We start from the raw sequence: 17,310 nt of genomic DNA, 5'->3' as shown, positions 1-17,310 counted from the left end.
GAAAACAATATGACGATTAATATTGGCAAGAACGTTTTTTCCGGCACTGGTCGTTTTTGCCGCATGGCGCTCGTCCTGTTGGCGATGGCCGGTTGCACGAGCAGCAACATAGAAGGTGCAGCGCCCGCCACCGGCCTTGTCGGGGCGAAGGACACCGGTTCCTATCCGAACCTGAACATCCCGCCGCAGGTGGCGGCCGAGCAATTCACCGACGAGGAAAAGAACGCCAAGCTTGCCCAACTGAAGGCCGAGGAGCAGAATCAGGCCGCGAAGGGCGGCGGCGTCAAGGTCGCGGACCAGGCAGCGCTGGACCAGCTGGCAAAAAAACACGGCGCCGAGGCGCTGAAGCAGATCGAAGGCAAATGCGACCCCGCTCTCGACCCTAATTGCAAATAAGCTTATACGCGCGACCGCAACCTCACTGTCTGGAACTGCCATGGAAGAATTTCACAAGGTCCGCCGGCTTCCGCCCTATGTTTTCGAACAGGTCAACCGGCTGAAGGCCAGCGCGCGTTCGCGCGGCGCCGACATCATCGACCTTGGCATGGGCAATCCGGACCTGCCGACGCCCAAGGCCATCGTCGACAAACTCTGCGAGGTGGTGCGCGATCCGCGCACGCACCGCTATTCGTCGTCGCGCGGCATTCCGGGTCTGCGCCGTGCCCAGGCCAACTACTATGCCCGCCGCTTCGGCGTGAAGCTCGACCCGGACAGCCAGGTGGTGGCGACGCTCGGCTCGAAGGAGGGCTTCGCCAATATGGCGCAGGCGATCACCGCCCCCGGCGACGTGATCCTGTGCCCCAATCCGACCTATCCGATCCACGCCTTCGGCTTCATTATGTCGGGCGGCGTCATCCGCTCGCTGCAGGCCGAGCCGGACGACGGCTTCATCCCGGCCCTGGAGCGCGGCATCCGCCATTCGATCCCGAAGCCGCTGGCACTGATCCTCAATTATCCGTCCAACCCGACGGCACTGGTCGCTTCGCTCGATTTCTACAAGGAGGTGGTGGCCTTCGCGAGGAAGAACGACATCATCATCCTGTCGGATCTTGCCTATTCGGAGATCTATTTCGACGGCAATCCGCCGCCTTCGGTGCTTCAGGTGCCGGGCGCCATAGACGTCGCGGTCGAGTTCACCTCGATGTCGAAGACCTTTTCGATGCCGGGCTGGCGCATGGGTTTTGCGGTCGGCAATGAACGGCTGATCTCGGCGCTGACGCGTGTGAAATCCTATCTCGACTACGGCGCCTTCACGCCGATCCAGGTGGCGGCCGCGCATGCACTCAACGGCGACGGCGCCGACATCGCCGAAGTGCGCGACGTCTACCGCAAACGCCGCGATGTCATGGTCGACGCCTTCAGCCGTGCCGGCTGGACCATTCCGGCACCGGCGGCATCGATGTTCGCCTGGGCGCCGATCCCGGAGCCGTTCAAGCACCTGGGCTCGCTTGAGTTCTCCAAGCTCCTGATCGAGCACGCCGACGTCGCGGTGGCGCCGGGCGTCGGCTTCGGCGAGCATGGCGACGATCACGTGCGTATCGCGCTGGTCGAAAACGAGCACCGGATCCGGCAAGCGGCGCGCAACATCAAGCGCTTCCTCGCGTCCAGCGCCAAGCAGCCGAATAACGTCGTACCGCTCGCCGCGCATCGCTGATTTTTTACACATCAATCGACCGAATGGGGCGTCGCCGGACATGGCTGAAGCGTTGCGTGTTGGAATTGCCGGCCTCGGCACCGTCGGTGCGTCGGTGGCCCGCGTGCTGCGCGACAAGGCGGCCGAACTGACGCGGCAGTGCGGACGCGACATCGTCGTGTCGGCGGTTTCGGCCCGCGATCCCAAACGCGACCGCGGCGTTGATCTTGGCACAGCACAGTGGTTCGACGACGCCGTCAAGATGGCGCAGACCGCCGAGATAGATGTCTTCGTCGAGCTGATCGGCGGCGACGAAGGCCCGTCACGCTCGTCCGTCAAAGCGGCGCTCGAGGCCGGCCGACATGTCGTCACCGCAAACAAGGCGTTGCTTGCCAAGCACGGGGTGGCATTGGCCGAGATCGCCGAGAGGAAAGGCGTGCTGCTCAATTACGAGGCGGCGGTGGCCGGCGGCATTCCGGTTATCAAGACAATGCGCGAGGCGATGGCCGGCAATTCGGTGACCCGCGTTTTCGGCATCCTCAACGGTACCTGCAACTATATTCTGACGCGCATGGAAGCCGAGGGCCTGTCCTTTGATGCCTGCCTGAAGGATGCCCAGCGGCTGGGCTATGCCGAAGCCGACCCGACCTTCGACATCGAGGGCCACGACACCGCGCACAAGCTGTCGATCCTGACCAGCCTTGCCTTCGGCACGAGGATCGCCGCCAACGATATCTATATGGAAGGCATCTCCAACATCAGCCAAGCCGACATCCGCGCGGCCGGCGATCTCGGCTACCGGATCAAGCTGCTTGGCGTCGCCCAACGCACCGAAAGCGGCATCGAGCAGCGCGTGCACCCGACCATGGTGCCGACGGCCTCGGTCATCGCGCAGGTGCACGGCGTCACCAATGCGGTCGCGATAGAAACCGACATCCTCGGCGAATTGCTGCTTTCCGGCCCTGGCGCCGGCGGCAACGCCACCGCGTCGGCGGTGATCGGCGACATTGCCGACATCGCCAAGAGCCGGCCTGGCTTCCAGCATGGTCCGGTCTTCGGCCGGCCGGCGAAGGAATTGAAGCCTTACAAGAAGGCGCAGATGCGCAGCCATGCCGGCGGCTATTTCATCCGGCTGACCGTGCACGACCGCCTCGGCGTCTTCGCGGCAATAGCCAAGCGCATGGCCGACAACGACATTTCGCTGGAATCGATCGTCCAGCATGCCGCCGGGCCGGAAACCGAGGCACAGAAGACCGTCATCCTGGTGACCCACGAGACGACCGAGGCGGCGGTGCGCAAGGCTGTCGACGGCATCATCAGAGACAGCCTTCTGACCGACAAGCCGCAAGTCATCCGCATCGAGCGGGCCGGATAGCAGTCTCACATTTTGCGTTTAATCGATTGATATTGCTGCGCTTTCAAAAAGGTCCAGCGCAGGTCTTGCTGTTGTCACGGGGCTTTGACACAAGAAGCGCGTCTCTGGCGGGAGGCTAATGCATGTCGCCCAAAAGTGTGCGGCGGTTTTGGGACAACGACATGCATAAAAACAAAGTGCCAACGAGGATTGTCCATCAATGAATGTGGCCCAGAACATTGTCGCCGGCCTCGACCGGATACTGACCATGGAATTGGTGCGCGTCACCGAACGCGCCGCGGTCGCGGCCGCCAGATTGCGCGGACGCGGCGACGAGAAAGCCGCCGACCAGGTCGCGGTCGATGCCATGCGGCAGGAGCTCAACCGTCTTGCCATCAACGGCACGGTGGTGATCGGCGAAGGCGAACGCGACGAGGCGCCGATGCTTTATATCGGCGAGGAGGTCGGTACGGGCAAAGGCCCGGCTGTCGACATCGCGCTCGATCCGCTCGAAGGCACGACGATCTGCGCCAAGAACCTGCCCAACGCATTGGCCGTTATCGCCATTGCCGAAAAAGGCAGCCTTTTGTTCGCGCCGGACGTCTATATGGACAAGATCGCGATCGGCCCAGGCTATGCCGACGGCATCATCGACATCGATGCCTCGCCGGCCGAAAACATCGCCAGCCTCGCCAGGGCCAAGGGCGTGCCGGTGGCGGAGATCACCGCCTGTATTCTCGACCGGCCACGCCATGGCGCGTTGATCGAAGCCGTGCGGGCGACCGGAGCCGCAATCCGTCTGATCGGCGACGGTGATGTCGCCGGGGTCATCCACACCACCGACCCGGACGAGACCGGCATCGACATCTATCTCGGCACCGGAGGCGCGCCGGAAGGCGTACTCGCAGCTGCCGCCTTGCGCTGCACCGGTGGCCAGATGCAGGGCAGGTTGATGCTCGACACGCCGGAAAAGCTGGTGCGCGCCGCCAAGATGGGCATCTCCGACCCCAAACGGATCTACCACACGCAAGACATGGCACGCGGCGACGTGCTGTTTGCCGCGACCGGCGTCACCGACGGCAACATGCTGGCCGGCGTCAAGTTCGGCCGCAATTTCATCACCACGCATACGATCGTGCTGCGCTCGTCATCGCGGACCGTGCGCGAGATCAAGGCCAGGCACCAGGATCTGGAAAAGTTTTGATTTCGACTCAGTTAGCCGTTGCATATTGTGCGCAATGACAAATTGCAGACGGCGCATCACGTGACGGGGGAAAGACGCTTTTTCCTCGATGTCAGGCAATCGGCCACCGGCGTTTCCTGGGAACACCGGCTGACCGAGCGCCAGGACATGGCTGCGCTCGCCATCGCGCAAGGTTATGGCGTGCCCGATATCGTGGCGCGCGTGCTGGCCGGGCGCGGCGTCACCGCCGAGCAGACCGAGCGGTTTCTGGATCCGACCATCCGCAACATGCTGCCCGACCCGGCATCGCTGACCGACATGGACAAGGCCGCCGCCCGCATCGCCCAGGCGGTGACGGCCAGGGAAAAGGTGGCGATCTTTGGCGACTACGATGTCGACGGCGCCGCCTCGTCGGCGCTGCTCAAGCGCTTCCTCGCACATTTCTCGGTGCCGTCGGAGATCTACATACCGGACCGCATCTTCGAGGGTTACGGCCCCAATCCGGAAGCGATGCGCGAGCTCGTCTCGCGCGGCGCGACGCTGATCGTCACCGTCGATTGCGGCACCAACAGTGCTGCTTCCATCGACGCGGCGAAGGCCGCCGGCGCCGACGTCGTGGTGCTCGATCACCATCAGGTCGGCGGGCCGTTGCCGGCAGCGGCTGCGGTCGTCAACCCAAATCGCGAGGACGACCTTTCCGGACAGGGCCATCTTTGTGCCGCCGGCGTTGTCTTCCTTTGCCTGGTGCAGACGGCGAAGATCCTGCGCGGCCGCCTGCCGGATGCCGCACCGCCGGACCTGCTTGCCCTGCTCGACCTGGTGGCGCTGGGCACAGTCTGCGACGTGGTGCCGCTCACCGGCGTCAACCGCGCCTTCGTGGTCAAGGGGCTGCAGGTGGCGCGACAGCAGAGAAACGAAGGGCTGGCGGCGCTGGCGCGGGTCTCGCGTATAGGCGAGCCGATCAGCACGTTCCATCTGGCCTTTCTGATCGGTCCGCGTATCAACGCCGGCGGGCGCATCGGCGACGCAGCACTTGGCAGTCGCCTCCTTGCCACCGACGACCCGGTCGAAGCCCGCACCATCGCCGAGACGCTGGATCGGCTCAACCAGGAGCGGCAGTCGATGGAGCAGGAGATGCTGGCCGCGGCGCGCTCAGAGGCCGACGCCGAGCTTGCCGGCGGTAATGGTCCGGCAATCGTGGTCACAGCCAGCAGCAACTGGCATCCGGGCATTGTCGGCCTGCTTGCCTCGCGGCTCAAGGACCATGCGCGCCGGCCCGCATTTGCCATCGCCTTCAACGCCAATGGTGTCGGTACCGGTTCAGGCCGTTCAGTGTCTGGCTTCGACCTCGGCCGGCTGGTGCGCGAGGCTGCCGATGCCGGACTTATCGTCAAGGGCGGCGGCCACGGAATGGCGGCCGGCATCACCGTCGAGCGGGCGAAGCTCGGCGCGCTCCGGGCTTTTTTCGAAGAGCGCGCGGCGGTGGATGTGTTCCGGCTGCAAGGCGAGGAGAGCCTGGCGATCGACGGCGCGCTTGCCGCCGAGGGCGCGACGCTCGCGCTGCTCGATGCACTTGAGAGGGCAGGGCCGTTCGGTGCCGGGCACGTCGCGCCGGTGTTCGCGCTGCCGCGCCACCGGCTTGTCGATGCGCGGGCGGTCGGGAGCAACCACATCCGCGCCGAACTGCAGTCGGAAAGCGGCGGCCGCATCCAGGCGATCGCCTTTCGCGCCGTCGAGACGGCTCTTGGCGAATTCCTGTTCAAGAACAGGGGCAAGCCGGTGCATGTAGCCGGCTCGCTGTCGGGCAACCACTGGAACGGCAACCGCACGGTGCAATTTCGTATCGTCGACGCGGCGCTTGCCTGAGAGCTCGCTGACCGCTCTGCCTAAGCGAGGACGGTCTGCAGCCGGGTCAGATCGCCGATCTGCGCCATCGTTGCCTGGTAGCCGATACGGATCGCTTCGTCGGCGCGGTGGAATTCGGTCAGGCCGATATGGCTGAGCTTCGGCTGCAGCGATATGTCCGGCGGGTCACCGGCCAGCCTGGCGCGCGAGATGCGGTCCTGGATGATGTTGAAGGCTTCGACCATGACGCCGGTAATGCCGAGCCGCGTCTCGCGCGACTGGCGTTCGGGATCGGCGTGGCCCGCTCTCGGCGCGTCTTTCTCGATGACCAGCTCGCCGGCACTGTGCTTGATCACCGCGGCGCGGCCGAACAGATCGTAGTGAAGGTTCACCGCAACCACGAGCGGCTGCTCGTAGGCACGGCAGACCGAGACCGGCACCGGATTGACCAAGGCGCCGTCAACCAGCACACGCCCATTGCAGGCGACCGGCTCGAACACGCCGGGCAGCGCGTAGGAGGCGCGCATGGCGGTGCTCAACGAGCCGCTCGACAGCCAGATTTCATGGCCGGTGCGGATTTCCGAAGCGACGCAGACGAATGGTTTTGGCAGGTCCTCAAAGCGGATGCCGGCTATGTGCTCGCGCAGCCGCGCATCGAGCTTCATGCCACCGAACAGGCCGCTGCCGCGTAGATTGAGGTCGAGAAGGCCAAAAATGCGCCGCCTGGTCAGGCTGCGCGCGAATTCTTCCAGCTCGTCGAGCTTGCCGGCAACATAGCAGCCGCCGACCAGCGCGCCGATCGAGGTGCCGGCGATCATCGACACTTCGATGCCGGCTTCGTCAAGCGCGCGCAGCACGCCGATATGCGCCCAGCCGCGCGCACAGCCGCCACCCAATGCCAGCGAAATCCCTGTTTTGCCCGGAGATTTGGTTTCGGATGCGCCTGCGGCCGAGGAGAGGCCATTGGCCTCCCGAACGTCAGGTCTGTTGCGCAATGACGCCCAGTCGAGCATCACAATCTCCCTTGTCCCACGGTCATCCTACAGGCGGGCCGTATCGAAATCATGAATATACGTGGCTGAAGTGCTGCGAATGGTTCATATTGATGGTGTATTGGGCTTTCGATAGGTTTTTTCCGCATCGAACAGCGGCTTGCTGCCGTCGCTGGCAAGCGTCCCTTTGCCATCGCTCAGCCCCACCGTCCGATAAAAGCATGAACGTCGGCCGGTGTGACAAGTTGCTTCATGACCCAGCACTTTGACGCGCAACCATATCGCGTCCTGGTCACAATCTGTGAGCATCTCGACGACCTGCTGGACATTGCCCGAGGTTTCGCCCTTCTTCCACAGCGCCTTGCGCGAACGCGACCAGTAGTGCGCGATGCCGGTCTCGAGCGTCAGCGCCAGCGCCTCGGCATTCATATGCGCGACCATCAGCAGCATGCCATCTTCGATATCGGTGACCACGACAGTGACGAGGCCCCCGGCATCGAAGCGCGGTGACAGGACCGCGCCTTCCTCGAGTGCCTTCTTGTCTGTTGGAGCTTTCGGGAATTCCAATGCCGACATTCGCCGGTCCTCATCTAGCGAAGCCGGCAGGCCGATCAGATCCTGCCGCCGCGCACCATGGTAACGAAGCGGACCTGCTCTTCGGGTGTGTCCTTGAAGACGCCGGTGAAGGTTGAGGTCAGCGTGGTCGAGCCCTGCTTGCGGATGCCGCGCATGGCCATGCACATATGCTCCGCCTCAAGCATAACGGCCACGCCGCGTGGATTGAGCACGTCCTGGATGACGCCGGCAATCTGCGCGGTCATCGCTTCCTGGGTCTGCAGGCGATGGGCGAAGATGTCGACGACGCGGGCTATCTTGGACAGGCCGACAACCTTGCCGTCAGGCAGATAGCCGACATGCGCCTTGCCGATGATCGGCACCATGTGATGCTCGCAATGCGAGTGGAAGGATATGTCCTTGACGAGGACGAGATCGTCATAGCCGGCGACTTCCTCGAACGTGCGGCCAAGTTCCTCGGCTGGGCACATATCATAGCCGTTGAACATTTCGCTGAACGCCTTGGTGACGCGCTTCGGCGTGTCGATCAGGCCCTCGCGGTCAGGGTTGTCGCCGGTCCAGCGCAACAAGGTGCGCACAGCGGCTTCGACTTCGGCCTCGCTCGGCCGGTCGGTGACCGGCTTTTCCATATAGGCAGACCGCGGCATGAGTTTCTTGATAACGGCGTCCATAAAGGCGTCTCCCGTAGTTCCTCTCTCAGGAGGAACGAGTTGAACGGACCACGACCTTTCGGGTGTCAGAAACTCGCCCGGTTTCCAGCCCGTAAGTGGCGTGAACAGAATTGGGTATGACGAGGTTTGTGGTCGCCTTGTCGATACCCGACTATCGCCATTATATATGTTCGTGCCGAGCGAAAGGAAGACGCCAGAGCGGCAATGACTGTTCGCTGGGCGGCGACGGATTGGAAAAATATGATCGACGATGTTTACAATGCGAAAATTCTGGGTTTTGCCGGAAACATCGCACGGATCGGCCGGCTCGAGCGGCCCGACGCAACCGCACGAGCACATTCCAAGCTGTGCGGCTCGACGGTGACCGTCGATCTGAAGATGGATGATGGCGTCGTCAGCGATTTCGCGCATGACGTGAAGGCCTGTGCGCTTGGCCAGGCTTCGTCTTCGATCATGGCGCAGCATGTCGTCGGCGCCAGCGCCGAAGAATTGCGCAGCGTGCGCGAGACGATGCTGAAGATGCTGAAGGAAAATGGCCCGCCGCCCGAAGGCCGCTTCGCCGACCTGAAATACCTGGAACCGGTGCGCGACTACAAGGCGCGCCACGCCTCGACCATGCTGACCTTCGACGCAGTGGTCGATGCCGTCGGCCAGATCGAAAAGAAGCGGGCGGAAGAGGCGGCCTAGATCTCGGCAAGGAAACGCCGGCTTTCGGCGAATTCCGCCCGGACCCAGTCGGCAAAAGCCGTGGCCGGCTCGGAAAGGTCATTCAGCCTTCTGGCCACTAGCCAATAGGCGCCGGACGCGACGTCGATGTCGAAAGGCTTGATCAGCGCGCCGGATGCAAGTTCTTCGCCGATCTGCAAAAGATCGCCCAGTGCGACGCCATGTCCAAGCAAGGCTGCCTGCTTCGAAAGCGAAGCATCCGCGAGCATCGGGCCGCGCGCAGGCACGGCTTCAGCCGTCACGCCGGCCGCTTCGAACCAGCGCGCCCAAGCCTGACGGTTTTCTTCGTGCAGCAATGTATAGCGACCAAGGTCGATCGGCTTTTCCAGAACTGGGCCGGATGCAAGAAGTGCCGGCGATAGAACTGGTGAATCGACGACCGCGGCAAGCTGTTCGGCTTCGCTGCGTGGCCATGAGGTGGCATGCGCACTGAAGCGTAGGGCAAGTTCGGGCTGATCGCTGCGAAACTCTATCAACCTCGGGTCGACCTCAAGGGAAACGTCGATATCGGGTCGCAACTCGCGAAACCGGTTGAGCCGCGGCACCAGCCATACGGATGCAAGCGACGGCTCGACGCTGACACGGACCACGGACTGCGTCGGGGCCGCCGTCAATTCCGAAAGCAGCCTGTCGATCCCCTCGAAACTTCTGACCAACTGGTCGAGCAGCCGCCGGCCGGTGTCGGTCAACTCGACGCGGCGATGATGGCGGAAGAACAAAGGTTGGCGCAGGAAGGTTTCGAGCTCGCGGATCTGGCGGCTGATCGCTGCCTGCGAAACGTAAAGCTCCTCGGCCGCACGGCTGAAGCTCAGGTGACGACCGGCTGCTTCGAAGCTTCTAAGAGCCGTCAAGGGAAGGTGTCCGCGCTTCATTCGCATAACTCAGAGTTATCTGACGTGAACGTTATACTCGTTTGAAGATCAAGGCCAGCGGCGCTCTAATCGGTGCTCAAGGAGTGCTGCCATGATCCAGTTTCTCAACATTCTGGGCGATGTCGTGCGGATCGCGACGTTTCAATGGCACGACGAGAAACCGCATAGGGATTGGTACGAGGAGAGGCCGCCGACCAGCGTCGCCGTATGCCGGAAGCCGGCGCCCGACCGCTACCCGGTTCGCCGTACCAGGCCATGACGGGATTGCCGGAACGCCATTGCGTTCCCAGTCCGATGCGCACATCTATCGTGTGGGAAAATGCGATGTGGAGACTGCGGTGGTTGACCAACATCGGCATGCGCACGGCGCCAGGCCGATTCGACAAGGACGCAACTGGCCCGGCCCGTGGCGCAAGACGCCGGGCCGCGTCTTCGGCACGTCGCTTGTCCGGCTCTACCAGCTGACGCTGTCCGGCTTCGTCGGCAATTCCTGCCGGCATCTGCCGACCTGTTCCGAATACGCGCACGAAGCGATCGCCCGCCACGGGCTGTGGGCCGGCGGCTGGATGGGGTTTTTCCGGGTGCTGCGCTGCGGACCGTTCGGAACGCACGGCATCGACCGCGTGCCGGAGATCTTGGCTGATCGTTACCGTTGGTTCACGCCATGGCAGTACTGGCGGATCGGGAAAAAACGCAGCGACCTGGACAGCTGACCGCAACTGTTCAGTGCACAACCGGACCGCTTTTACGATCTGGTAGGGTTAACCGCAGCTTGCGCGGACATCGCGCATTTGAGACAAAATCGAGACAAGACGCCTCGCTAAGCCGCTCCTGACACCCTTCAGGAGAGGTTACCAAATGCGCCGGATAGATCGTCTTCCCTTCGTTTTCGCCGTGGTTCTCTATGTCCTGGCGTGGCTGTTGGGTTTTCCGATCCGTGCGCAGTCGGCGCCGCTCGCGGACGTCGAATGCACCCTGATCGTCGACGCCGCAAGCGGCGAGACGCTGTATCGCCAAGGGAGCTGCGACCAGCGCTTCAGTCCCGCCTCGACATTCAAGGTTCCGCTGGCGCTGATCGGCTATGATGCCGGAATCCTGAGCGACGAGCACACGCCAAGCTGGGAGTACAAGGCAGAGTTCAATGCGCCGAAACGGGACCGCAAGACCGTCGACCCGACGATCTGGGAAAGGGATTCGGTCCTTTGGTTCTCACGCGAGGTTACGCGCCGGCTCGGCAGCAAACAGTTTGCCGGCTATGTGTCGAGATTGGACTATGGCAACACCGACGTCTCCGGCACTGCCGGCAGGAATGACGGACTCACCCATTCCTGGGTGAATTCTTCGCTCAAGATATCGCCGGTCGAGCAGGTCGATTTCCTGCGCAAGCTGCTGGCGCGGAAACTGGCGGTCTCGGACAAGGCCCATGCGATGACCAGCGCGATTGTCCCGACCTTCCGGGCAGGCGGCTGGACGGTGCAGGGCAAGACCGGAACGACCAAGGTTGGCGACAGCGCCGACAAGCGCTCGCTTGGCTGGTTTGTCGGCTGGGCGCAGACCGATGCTCGCAAGATCGTCTTTGCCCGCCTGGTAGTCGATACGAAACGTTCCGACACGCCAAAGGGGCTCAAGACGCGGGCGATGTTCCTGAAAGAGCTGCCGAATCTCGTCAGGTGACCTACATCCGGCTTTACGGCACCGAAAACTGTCCATAAAAGACCGCTCGCCGCCGGACGCATCCGGCTCTTACTGATGCATGTCGCAGCCCCAAAACCGCTAGGCAGTTTTGGGCGACATGCATTTCACCACCCGCGCTCGTTTGCGGGACTGGATAGGAGAATCTTTATGCTGAATTCCGTTTCCCTGACATTTCCCGATGGCTCTGTCCGCGACTACGACGCGGCGATGACCGGCGCCGGCCTGGCGGAATCGATCTCGAAGTCGCTGGCCAAGAAGGCCGTTGCCTATTCGATCGACGGCACAGCGCGCGATCTTTCCGACCCGATCGGCAGATCGGGCAAGGTCGAGATCATCACCCGTGAAGACCCGCGCGCGCTGGAGCTCATCCGCCATGATGCGGCGCATGTGCTGGCCGAAGCCGTGCAGGAACTTTGGCCGGGAACGCAGGTGACCATCGGGCCGGTGATCGAGAACGGATTCTACTACGACTTCGCCCGCAACGAGCCGTTCACGCCCGACGATTTCCCGGTGATCGAGAAGAAAATGCGCGAGATCATTGCGCGCAACAAGCCGTTCACCAAAGAGGTCTGGTCGCGCGAAAAGGCGAAAAAAATCTTTGCCGACAAGGGCGAGCGCTACAAGCTCGAGCTGATCGACGCCATCGCCGAGGATCAGGACCTCAAGATCTACGCACAGGGCGAATGGTTCGACCTTTGCCGCGGCCCGCATATGGCCTCGACCGGCCAGATCGGCAACGCCTTCAAGCTGATGAAGGTCGCCGGCGCCTATTGGCGCGGCGATAGCAACAATCCGATGCTGACGCGCATCTACGGCACGGCCTGGGCCGATCAGGCGCAGCTCGAAGCCTATCAGACGATGCTGGAGGAAGCCGAGAAGCGCGACCACAGGAAGCTCGGCCGTGAGATGGACCTGTTCCACTTCCAGGAGGAGGGCCCCGGGGTCGTGTTCTGGCACGCCAAGGGCTGGAGGATGTTCCAGAACCTGGTCAATTACATGCGTCGCCGCCTCGACGAGCAGGGCTATCAGGAAGTCAACGCGCCGCAGGTGCTCGACAAGAGCCTGTGGGAGACGTCAGGCCACTGGGGCTGGTACCGGGACAACATGTTCAAGGTGACGGTCGCCGGCGACGACACCGACGACGACCGGGTATTTGCGCTGAAGCCGATGAACTGCCCCGGCCACGTCCAAATCTTCAAGCACGGGCTGAAGTCCTACCGGGATCTGCCGGTAAAACTTGCGGAATTCGGCAATGTGCATCGCTATGAGCCGTCCGGCGCGCTGCACGGGCTGATGCGCGTGCGCGGCTTTACCCAGGACGATGCCCACATCTTCTGCACCGAGGAACAGCTCGCCGACGAGTGCATCAAGATCAACGACCTGATCCTGTCGACCTATGCCGATTTCGGCTTCGACGAAATCACCGTCAAGCTGGCGACCCGCCCCGAAAAACGGGTCGGCACCGACGCGATGTGGGATCATGCTGAGGGCGTGCTGCAGGACGTGCTCGACAAGATCGCGGCGCGGTCGGGCAACCGGATCAAGACGGGCGTCAATCCGGGCGAGGGCACGTTCTACGGGCCGAAGTTCGAATATGTGCTGAAGGACGCCATCGGCCGCGACTGGCAATGTGGCACCACGCAGGTTGATTTCAACCTGCCGGAACGGTTCGGCGCCTTCTACATCGGCTCGGATTCGGAAAAGAAGCAGCCGGTGATGGTGCATCGCGCCATCTGCGGCTCGATGGAGCGTTTTCTCGGCATCCTGATCGAGAACTATTCCGGCCATTTCCCGCTTTGGTTCGCCCCGCTGCAGGTGGTGGTGGCGACGATCACTTCCGATGCCGACGATTACGCGCGAAAGGTCGTTGCGCAGCTGAAGGCGGCCGGGCTGATCGCCGAAGCCGACCTGCGCAACGAGAAGATCAACTACAAGGTCCGCGAGCATTCGCTTGCCAAGGTCCCGGTCATCCTCGTCTGTGGCAAGCGCGAGGCCGAGGAGGAAACGGTCAATGTCCGCCGTCTCGGGTCGCGCGACCAGGAATCGCTCGGCCTCGCAGCCGCCGTAAAGCTGCTTGCCGACGAGGCGGTGACGCCTGACCGCCGGCGCCGCGCGGCCTGAACCAGCCGACCAGCAATGAATGGCGGTGGAGCGATCCACCGCCATTTTCATATGCCTGTCACGCCAATTGTATAGCGAGCCCCATGCTCAAGCTGAAGATGCGTGAAAGACCATTTCCAGAGCTCTCCTATGCCAGTCCGCATCAGCCGGCGCTGACGCGCTGGTTCATCCAATCGGTCGAAGGCCTGTCTGGACGCGATCGTTTCGCGGCACTCTATGATTTCTGGCGCCGGCACGTGGTGCCGAGCGGCGAGCGCGTGTTCAGCCGCATGCTGGAGCTGATCGATGTCCGGGTGCGGACCGCCGGTCAATGGCCGCCGGCAAACCTGCCCGACACGCCGCTGGTGATCGTTGCCAACCATCCGTTCGGCATCGGCGATGGTATTGCCGTGCTGTCGCTGGCGGAGCAGCTCGGCCGGCCATTCCGCGTCATGATCCACAAGGATCTGCTGAAGATACGCGAGATGGAACCCTATTCGCTGCCGATCGACTTTTCCGAGACCAAGGACGCCCTGAAGAACAACATGGCGGTCCGCCATGAAGCGGTGCGGCTGCTCAAGCAGGGCGTCACCATCGTCGTCTTCCCGGCGGGGGGTGTTGCCACCGCGCCGAAGGGATTTGGCCGGGCGCGCGATTTGCCGTGGAAGATGTTTCCGGCCCGTCTCGTCCAGGATGCCAAGGCATCGGTCATCCCGATGCATTTTTCCGGGCAGAACGGGCGGCTGTTCCATCTGGTCAGCGGGCCGATGAACATGGCCGAGCGCGACGGGCGTGTCGCGAAATTCGTCGGCAAGGCCTCGCTGACCCTGCGCACATCGTTGCTCATCCGCGAATTTGCGCGGCTATCCGGCAAATCGATCGACGTGCGCGTGGGCGATGCGCTGGGGTGGGACCAACTGGAGCAGCTGCGCGACCGCAAGGCCTTGCTCGACCGCCTTCAGCGTGGCGTCTTCGACCTGGCGCCGGTCGAGGCGCGTGGCCGCGTGCCGTTGCTGGCGCGACGCATGCGCAAGGCAGCTTAGAGAGGCAGGGCTTAGTCGGCGCCTTCCTCGGAATCGATGGCCGAAGCCTCGGTGGCCAGGACTTCGATGTCCTGGTTGTGCCCGGCCACCACCGTAAAATCCTTCTGGTAGATGCGGTCGCGGTTTTTGGCGATGATGGTGTAGTCGCCCTCGGCCAGCACCATCGAGGCAAAGGCGCCGACGGTTTCCTTGATCGGATCGCCGGATTCGTTGAGCAGCGACCAGGAGGTGTCGGCGATCGCCTCGCCGCCCGGTTCGCGCACCAGCTTCATGGTCATCTCGGCGGCACGGTGCTCGACCGTCGCTTCGGTCAGCTTGCCGGCCTCGACACGGATATCGGAGCGGATGACCGCGTTCACCGCACCATAGGTCGAGACGACATGATAGGTGCCGGCATTGAGCCGCACGACGCTGTTCGGCTCGACATCGGGTATGATCAGGGCGCGATCGCCATCGGCCGCGGCGTGGCTCTCATAAATCGAGAAGCGCAGCTTCTTCGGCGGTATGCGCACCCCGCCGGACAGCACGGCATCAAGCTTGAGGCCGCCTGCATCGAGCACGAGGCTCTCGCGCTTGGCTTCCTTGCCGACGGTGATGCGCTTGGTGGCGCCGGCCCGCCCGTAGGAGGCGTGGACCAGATAGGAACCCGGCTCAAGCTGGAATACGGCGGTGCCGCCATGAGCGGAGGCGACCATCGGCAGCTTGCCGTCGCTGGCCGATTCGGGCTTGAAGACGCGCCAGACGATGCCGCGCGTGATGTCGGCGCCCTTGTCGGTCAATTGCGCCGACAGCGTGATTGCCCCGCTGCTCCCCAACGCCAGCGATGTCTCGCTTTTCGGAGGCGCATAGCCCGAAATTCCGGGAAGTTTCAGCTCGCCGAGGCCGTCCACATCCTGGGCGACGGCGAGCGAAACCGGCACCATCAACAGTGCGGCAGCGAGCCATATCAGGAAAAGACGCAATGTCCCCTCAAACATGCCTTGCGTTGAAGCCCAAGGCGGTGGCAATTTCAAGGCTTAAGAGTCCGGTCGGCTTCTGCTACAGGGCTCTTTGTCCGGCGCGCCGCGCCAATGCCCAAGCCGCCCGATGTCCCGATGGTGCGCTTCAGCTCAAATTCCAGGAGACTTGCGCCCATGGCGTCGCCGATCATCGATCTTCTGCTGACCCGAAATTCCGCGCCGATCCCGGATTTGAAAGAACCGGCGCCGAGCGATACGGAGATCGCGACGATGATCGCCGCCGCCTCGCGGGTGCCGGACCATGGCCGGCTGGAGCCTTGGCGTTTCATCCTTTATCGCGGCGAGGCTCGCATCGAGATCGGCAAGAAGCTGGCAGAACTTGCCGAACAGCGCGAAGGGCCGCTGCCGGAAGGCCGGCGCAACCAGGAATTGGCGCGCTTTTCGCGGGCCCCGCTGGTCATCGGCGTGATCTCGATCCCCAGGGAAAATCCAAAGATCCCGCAATGGGAGATGTTCCTGTCCGGCGGCATGGCGGCGATGAACCTGATGCTTGCCGCCAATGCGCTGGGCTACGGCACCAACATGATCAGTAACTGGTATTCCGACGTGCCCGAGGGCAGGGCGATCCTCGGCCTGGCGCCGCATGAGCGGGTCGTCGGTTTTGTCCACATCGGCTCTTACCAGGGACCAGCGCCGGAACGACCGCGGCCCGATCCGGCAAAGCTCTATGCCGACTATTCAGGGCCGTGGGTGGGATAAATTCGGCGCGGAACAGACCCTAGGGATCAAGCCCCGATGCCTTGGCCCGCGCCAGGAGCCGCTCGGCCAGTTTTAGATGCGGCCGGTCGTACATCTTGCCTTCGATGCCGACGACGCCGGGATTTCCTGCCGCCTTGAACGCCTCGACGATCGCCAGGGCGCTTTTCACCGCTTGCGCCGAAGGCGTGAAGGCGGCGTTGATGACCGGCACCTGCGCCGGATGGATCGCCATCTTGCCGGTGAAACCGTCGCGCTCGGCCTCGGCGCATTCGGCCTCGAAACCGGCAATGTTGCGAAAATCCGGAAAGACGGTGTCGATTGCCGCGACTTCCGCGGCACTTGCGGCGAGGATGGTCATCGTGCGGGCGAAGCGGAACACATCCGTGTGGCGGCCATTCGCGTCGCGCGTGGCGCGCGCGCCGACTGCCGCCGACAAATCCTCCGCGCCCCACGTGACGCCGGCAAGCCGCGCGCTTGCACGGGCGTAGGTCGCTGCGGCCAAGACGCCGGCGGCGGTTTCGGTGATGATCGGCAGGATCCTTATCGCTCCATCCGGCAGGCCGCTTTCAGCTTCGTGCACCCTGAGCTTGGCCGAGAGATGCTGGACATCCAGTCCGCTGTTCGACTTAGGCAGCATGATGCCGTCTGGTTTTGCTGGCACGAGCGCCGCCAGATCGTCGTCGGTCAGTCCGGTCGAAAGGTCATTGACGCGCACATAGATCACGGAGTTGGTTCGGTACCTGTGCTCGGCAATGAAACGCGCCGCTGTGTCGCGCGCCAGACCTTTGTTCTGCGCGGCAATCGAATCCTCGAGATCGACGATGACCACGTCGGCGCCCACGCTAAAGCCCTTTTCCAGCTTCTTTTCCGAATCGCCGGGAACGAAGAGCAGTGAACGCATC

18 protein-coding genes are annotated in these 17,310 nt (G+C 63.1%); 12 read left to right on the top strand and 6 right to left on the bottom strand.

The annotated features are described in order from the left end of the window. Window positions 1-9 precede the first annotated feature (9 nt). The 5 genes from NKJ40_RS16870 (at window position 10) to recJ (ending at window position 6,036) form a co-directional block, all read left to right on the top strand. Window positions 10-396 carry a hypothetical protein gene (locus NKJ40_RS16870; protein WP_352466982.1) on the top strand — a complete coding sequence of 129 codons (387 nt, stop codon included), beginning with the start codon at window positions 10-12 and terminating at the stop codon, window positions 394-396. A 40-nt stretch (window positions 397-436) separates the two neighbouring features. Then, window positions 437-1,654 carry an LL-diaminopimelate aminotransferase gene (locus NKJ40_RS16865; RefSeq protein WP_352466981.1) on the top strand — a complete coding sequence of 406 codons (1,218 nt, stop codon included), beginning with the start codon at window positions 437-439 and terminating at the stop codon, window positions 1,652-1,654. Between the two features lie 40 nt (window positions 1,655-1,694). After that, window positions 1,695-3,008, top strand: a complete 1,314-nt coding sequence (locus NKJ40_RS16860) for a homoserine dehydrogenase (protein WP_352466980.1) — start codon at window positions 1,695-1,697, stop codon at window positions 3,006-3,008. A 199-nt stretch (window positions 3,009-3,207) separates the two neighbouring features. Continuing rightward, a complete protein-coding gene (gene glpX / locus NKJ40_RS16855; RefSeq protein WP_352466979.1) occupies window positions 3,208-4,191 on the top strand; it encodes a class II fructose-bisphosphatase in 984 nt (327 codons plus the stop codon). A 60-nt stretch (window positions 4,192-4,251) separates the two neighbouring features. After that, window positions 4,252-6,036 carry a single-stranded-DNA-specific exonuclease RecJ gene (recJ, locus tag NKJ40_RS16850; RefSeq protein WP_352466978.1) on the top strand — a complete coding sequence of 595 codons (1,785 nt, stop codon included), beginning with the start codon at window positions 4,252-4,254 and terminating at the stop codon, window positions 6,034-6,036. Window positions 6,037-6,056: 20 nt separating this feature from the next. On the opposite strand, the gene NKJ40_RS16845 is transcribed toward recJ, so the two are convergent. The 3 genes from NKJ40_RS16845 to folE form a co-directional block, all read right to left on the bottom strand. Beyond that, window positions 6,057-7,028 (bottom strand): patatin family protein, encoded by a 972-nt coding sequence (locus NKJ40_RS16845; protein WP_352466977.1) that lies wholly within the window; start codon window positions 7,026-7,028, stop codon window positions 6,057-6,059. 84 nt (window positions 7,029-7,112) lie between these two features. Next, entirely contained in the window at window positions 7,113-7,583 is a 471-nt protein-coding gene (gene hisI, locus NKJ40_RS16840) for a phosphoribosyl-AMP cyclohydrolase (protein WP_352466976.1), read from the bottom strand. Window positions 7,584-7,618: 35 nt separating this feature from the next. Next, on the bottom strand, window positions 7,619-8,254 hold the full coding sequence (folE, locus tag NKJ40_RS16835) for a GTP cyclohydrolase I FolE (protein WP_352466975.1): 636 nt from the start codon (window positions 8,252-8,254) through the stop codon (window positions 7,619-7,621). 240 nt (window positions 8,255-8,494) lie between these two features. On the opposite strand from folE, the gene NKJ40_RS16830 reads away from it, so the two are divergent. Continuing rightward, window positions 8,495-8,941: an iron-sulfur cluster assembly scaffold protein gene (locus NKJ40_RS16830; RefSeq protein WP_352466974.1), complete on the top strand. Its 447-nt coding sequence runs from the start codon at window positions 8,495-8,497 to the stop codon at window positions 8,939-8,941. Here NKJ40_RS16830 and NKJ40_RS16825 read toward each other — a convergent pair. Next, on the bottom strand, window positions 8,938-9,852 hold the full coding sequence (locus NKJ40_RS16825; RefSeq protein WP_352466973.1) for a LysR substrate-binding domain-containing protein: 915 nt from the start codon (window positions 9,850-9,852) through the stop codon (window positions 8,938-8,940). The genes NKJ40_RS16830 and NKJ40_RS16825 overlap by 4 nt on opposite strands. A 91-nt stretch (window positions 9,853-9,943) precedes the next feature. Here NKJ40_RS16825 and NKJ40_RS16820 point away from each other — a divergent pair, with 91 nt between their 5' ends. From NKJ40_RS16820 to NKJ40_RS16800, 5 genes are all read left to right on the top strand, one after another. Next, window positions 9,944-10,111, top strand: coding sequence for a hypothetical protein (locus tag NKJ40_RS16820; protein WP_352466972.1), 168 nt, complete (start codon window positions 9,944-9,946; stop codon window positions 10,109-10,111). Window positions 10,112-10,190: 79 nt separating this feature from the next. Next, window positions 10,191-10,565: a membrane protein insertion efficiency factor YidD gene (gene yidD / locus NKJ40_RS16815; RefSeq protein ID WP_352467044.1), complete on the top strand. Its 375-nt coding sequence runs from the start codon at window positions 10,191-10,193 to the stop codon at window positions 10,563-10,565. A 145-nt stretch (window positions 10,566-10,710) separates the two neighbouring features. After that, entirely contained in the window at window positions 10,711-11,526 is an 816-nt protein-coding gene (gene blaOXA, locus NKJ40_RS16810) for a class D beta-lactamase (protein ID WP_352466971.1), read from the top strand. A 168-nt stretch (window positions 11,527-11,694) separates the two neighbouring features. Continuing rightward, a complete protein-coding gene (gene thrS, locus NKJ40_RS16805; protein WP_352466970.1) occupies window positions 11,695-13,668 on the top strand; it encodes a threonine--tRNA ligase in 1,974 nt (657 codons plus the stop codon). Between the two features lie 83 nt (window positions 13,669-13,751). Then, window positions 13,752-14,690 (top strand): lysophospholipid acyltransferase family protein, encoded by a 939-nt coding sequence (locus tag NKJ40_RS16800; protein WP_352466969.1) that lies wholly within the window; start codon window positions 13,752-13,754, stop codon window positions 14,688-14,690. 11 nt (window positions 14,691-14,701) lie between these two features. Here NKJ40_RS16800 and NKJ40_RS16795 read toward each other — a convergent pair whose 3' ends face one another. Beyond that, window positions 14,702-15,667, bottom strand: a complete 966-nt coding sequence (locus tag NKJ40_RS16795; RefSeq protein ID WP_352466968.1) for an RgsD C-terminal domain-containing protein — start codon at window positions 15,665-15,667, stop codon at window positions 14,702-14,704. A gap of 156 nt (window positions 15,668-15,823) precedes the next feature. On the opposite strand from NKJ40_RS16795, the gene NKJ40_RS16790 reads away from it, so the two are divergent. Continuing rightward, window positions 15,824-16,408 carry a nitroreductase family protein gene (locus NKJ40_RS16790; RefSeq protein ID WP_352466967.1) on the top strand — a complete coding sequence of 195 codons (585 nt, stop codon included), beginning with the start codon at window positions 15,824-15,826 and terminating at the stop codon, window positions 16,406-16,408. A 19-nt stretch (window positions 16,409-16,427) separates the two neighbouring features. Here NKJ40_RS16790 and NKJ40_RS16785 read toward each other — a convergent pair whose 3' ends face one another. Further along, entirely contained in the window at window positions 16,428-17,309 is an 882-nt protein-coding gene (locus tag NKJ40_RS16785; RefSeq protein WP_352466966.1) for an HpcH/HpaI aldolase/citrate lyase family protein, read from the bottom strand. Window position 17,310: the final 1 nt, after the last annotated feature.

This window comes from Mesorhizobium sp. M0119, assembly GCF_040322615.1.
In the GTDB taxonomy this organism is placed as follows: domain Bacteria; phylum Pseudomonadota; class Alphaproteobacteria; order Rhizobiales; family Rhizobiaceae; genus Mesorhizobium.
This window is presented reverse-complemented; position numbering and strand designations above follow the sequence as displayed.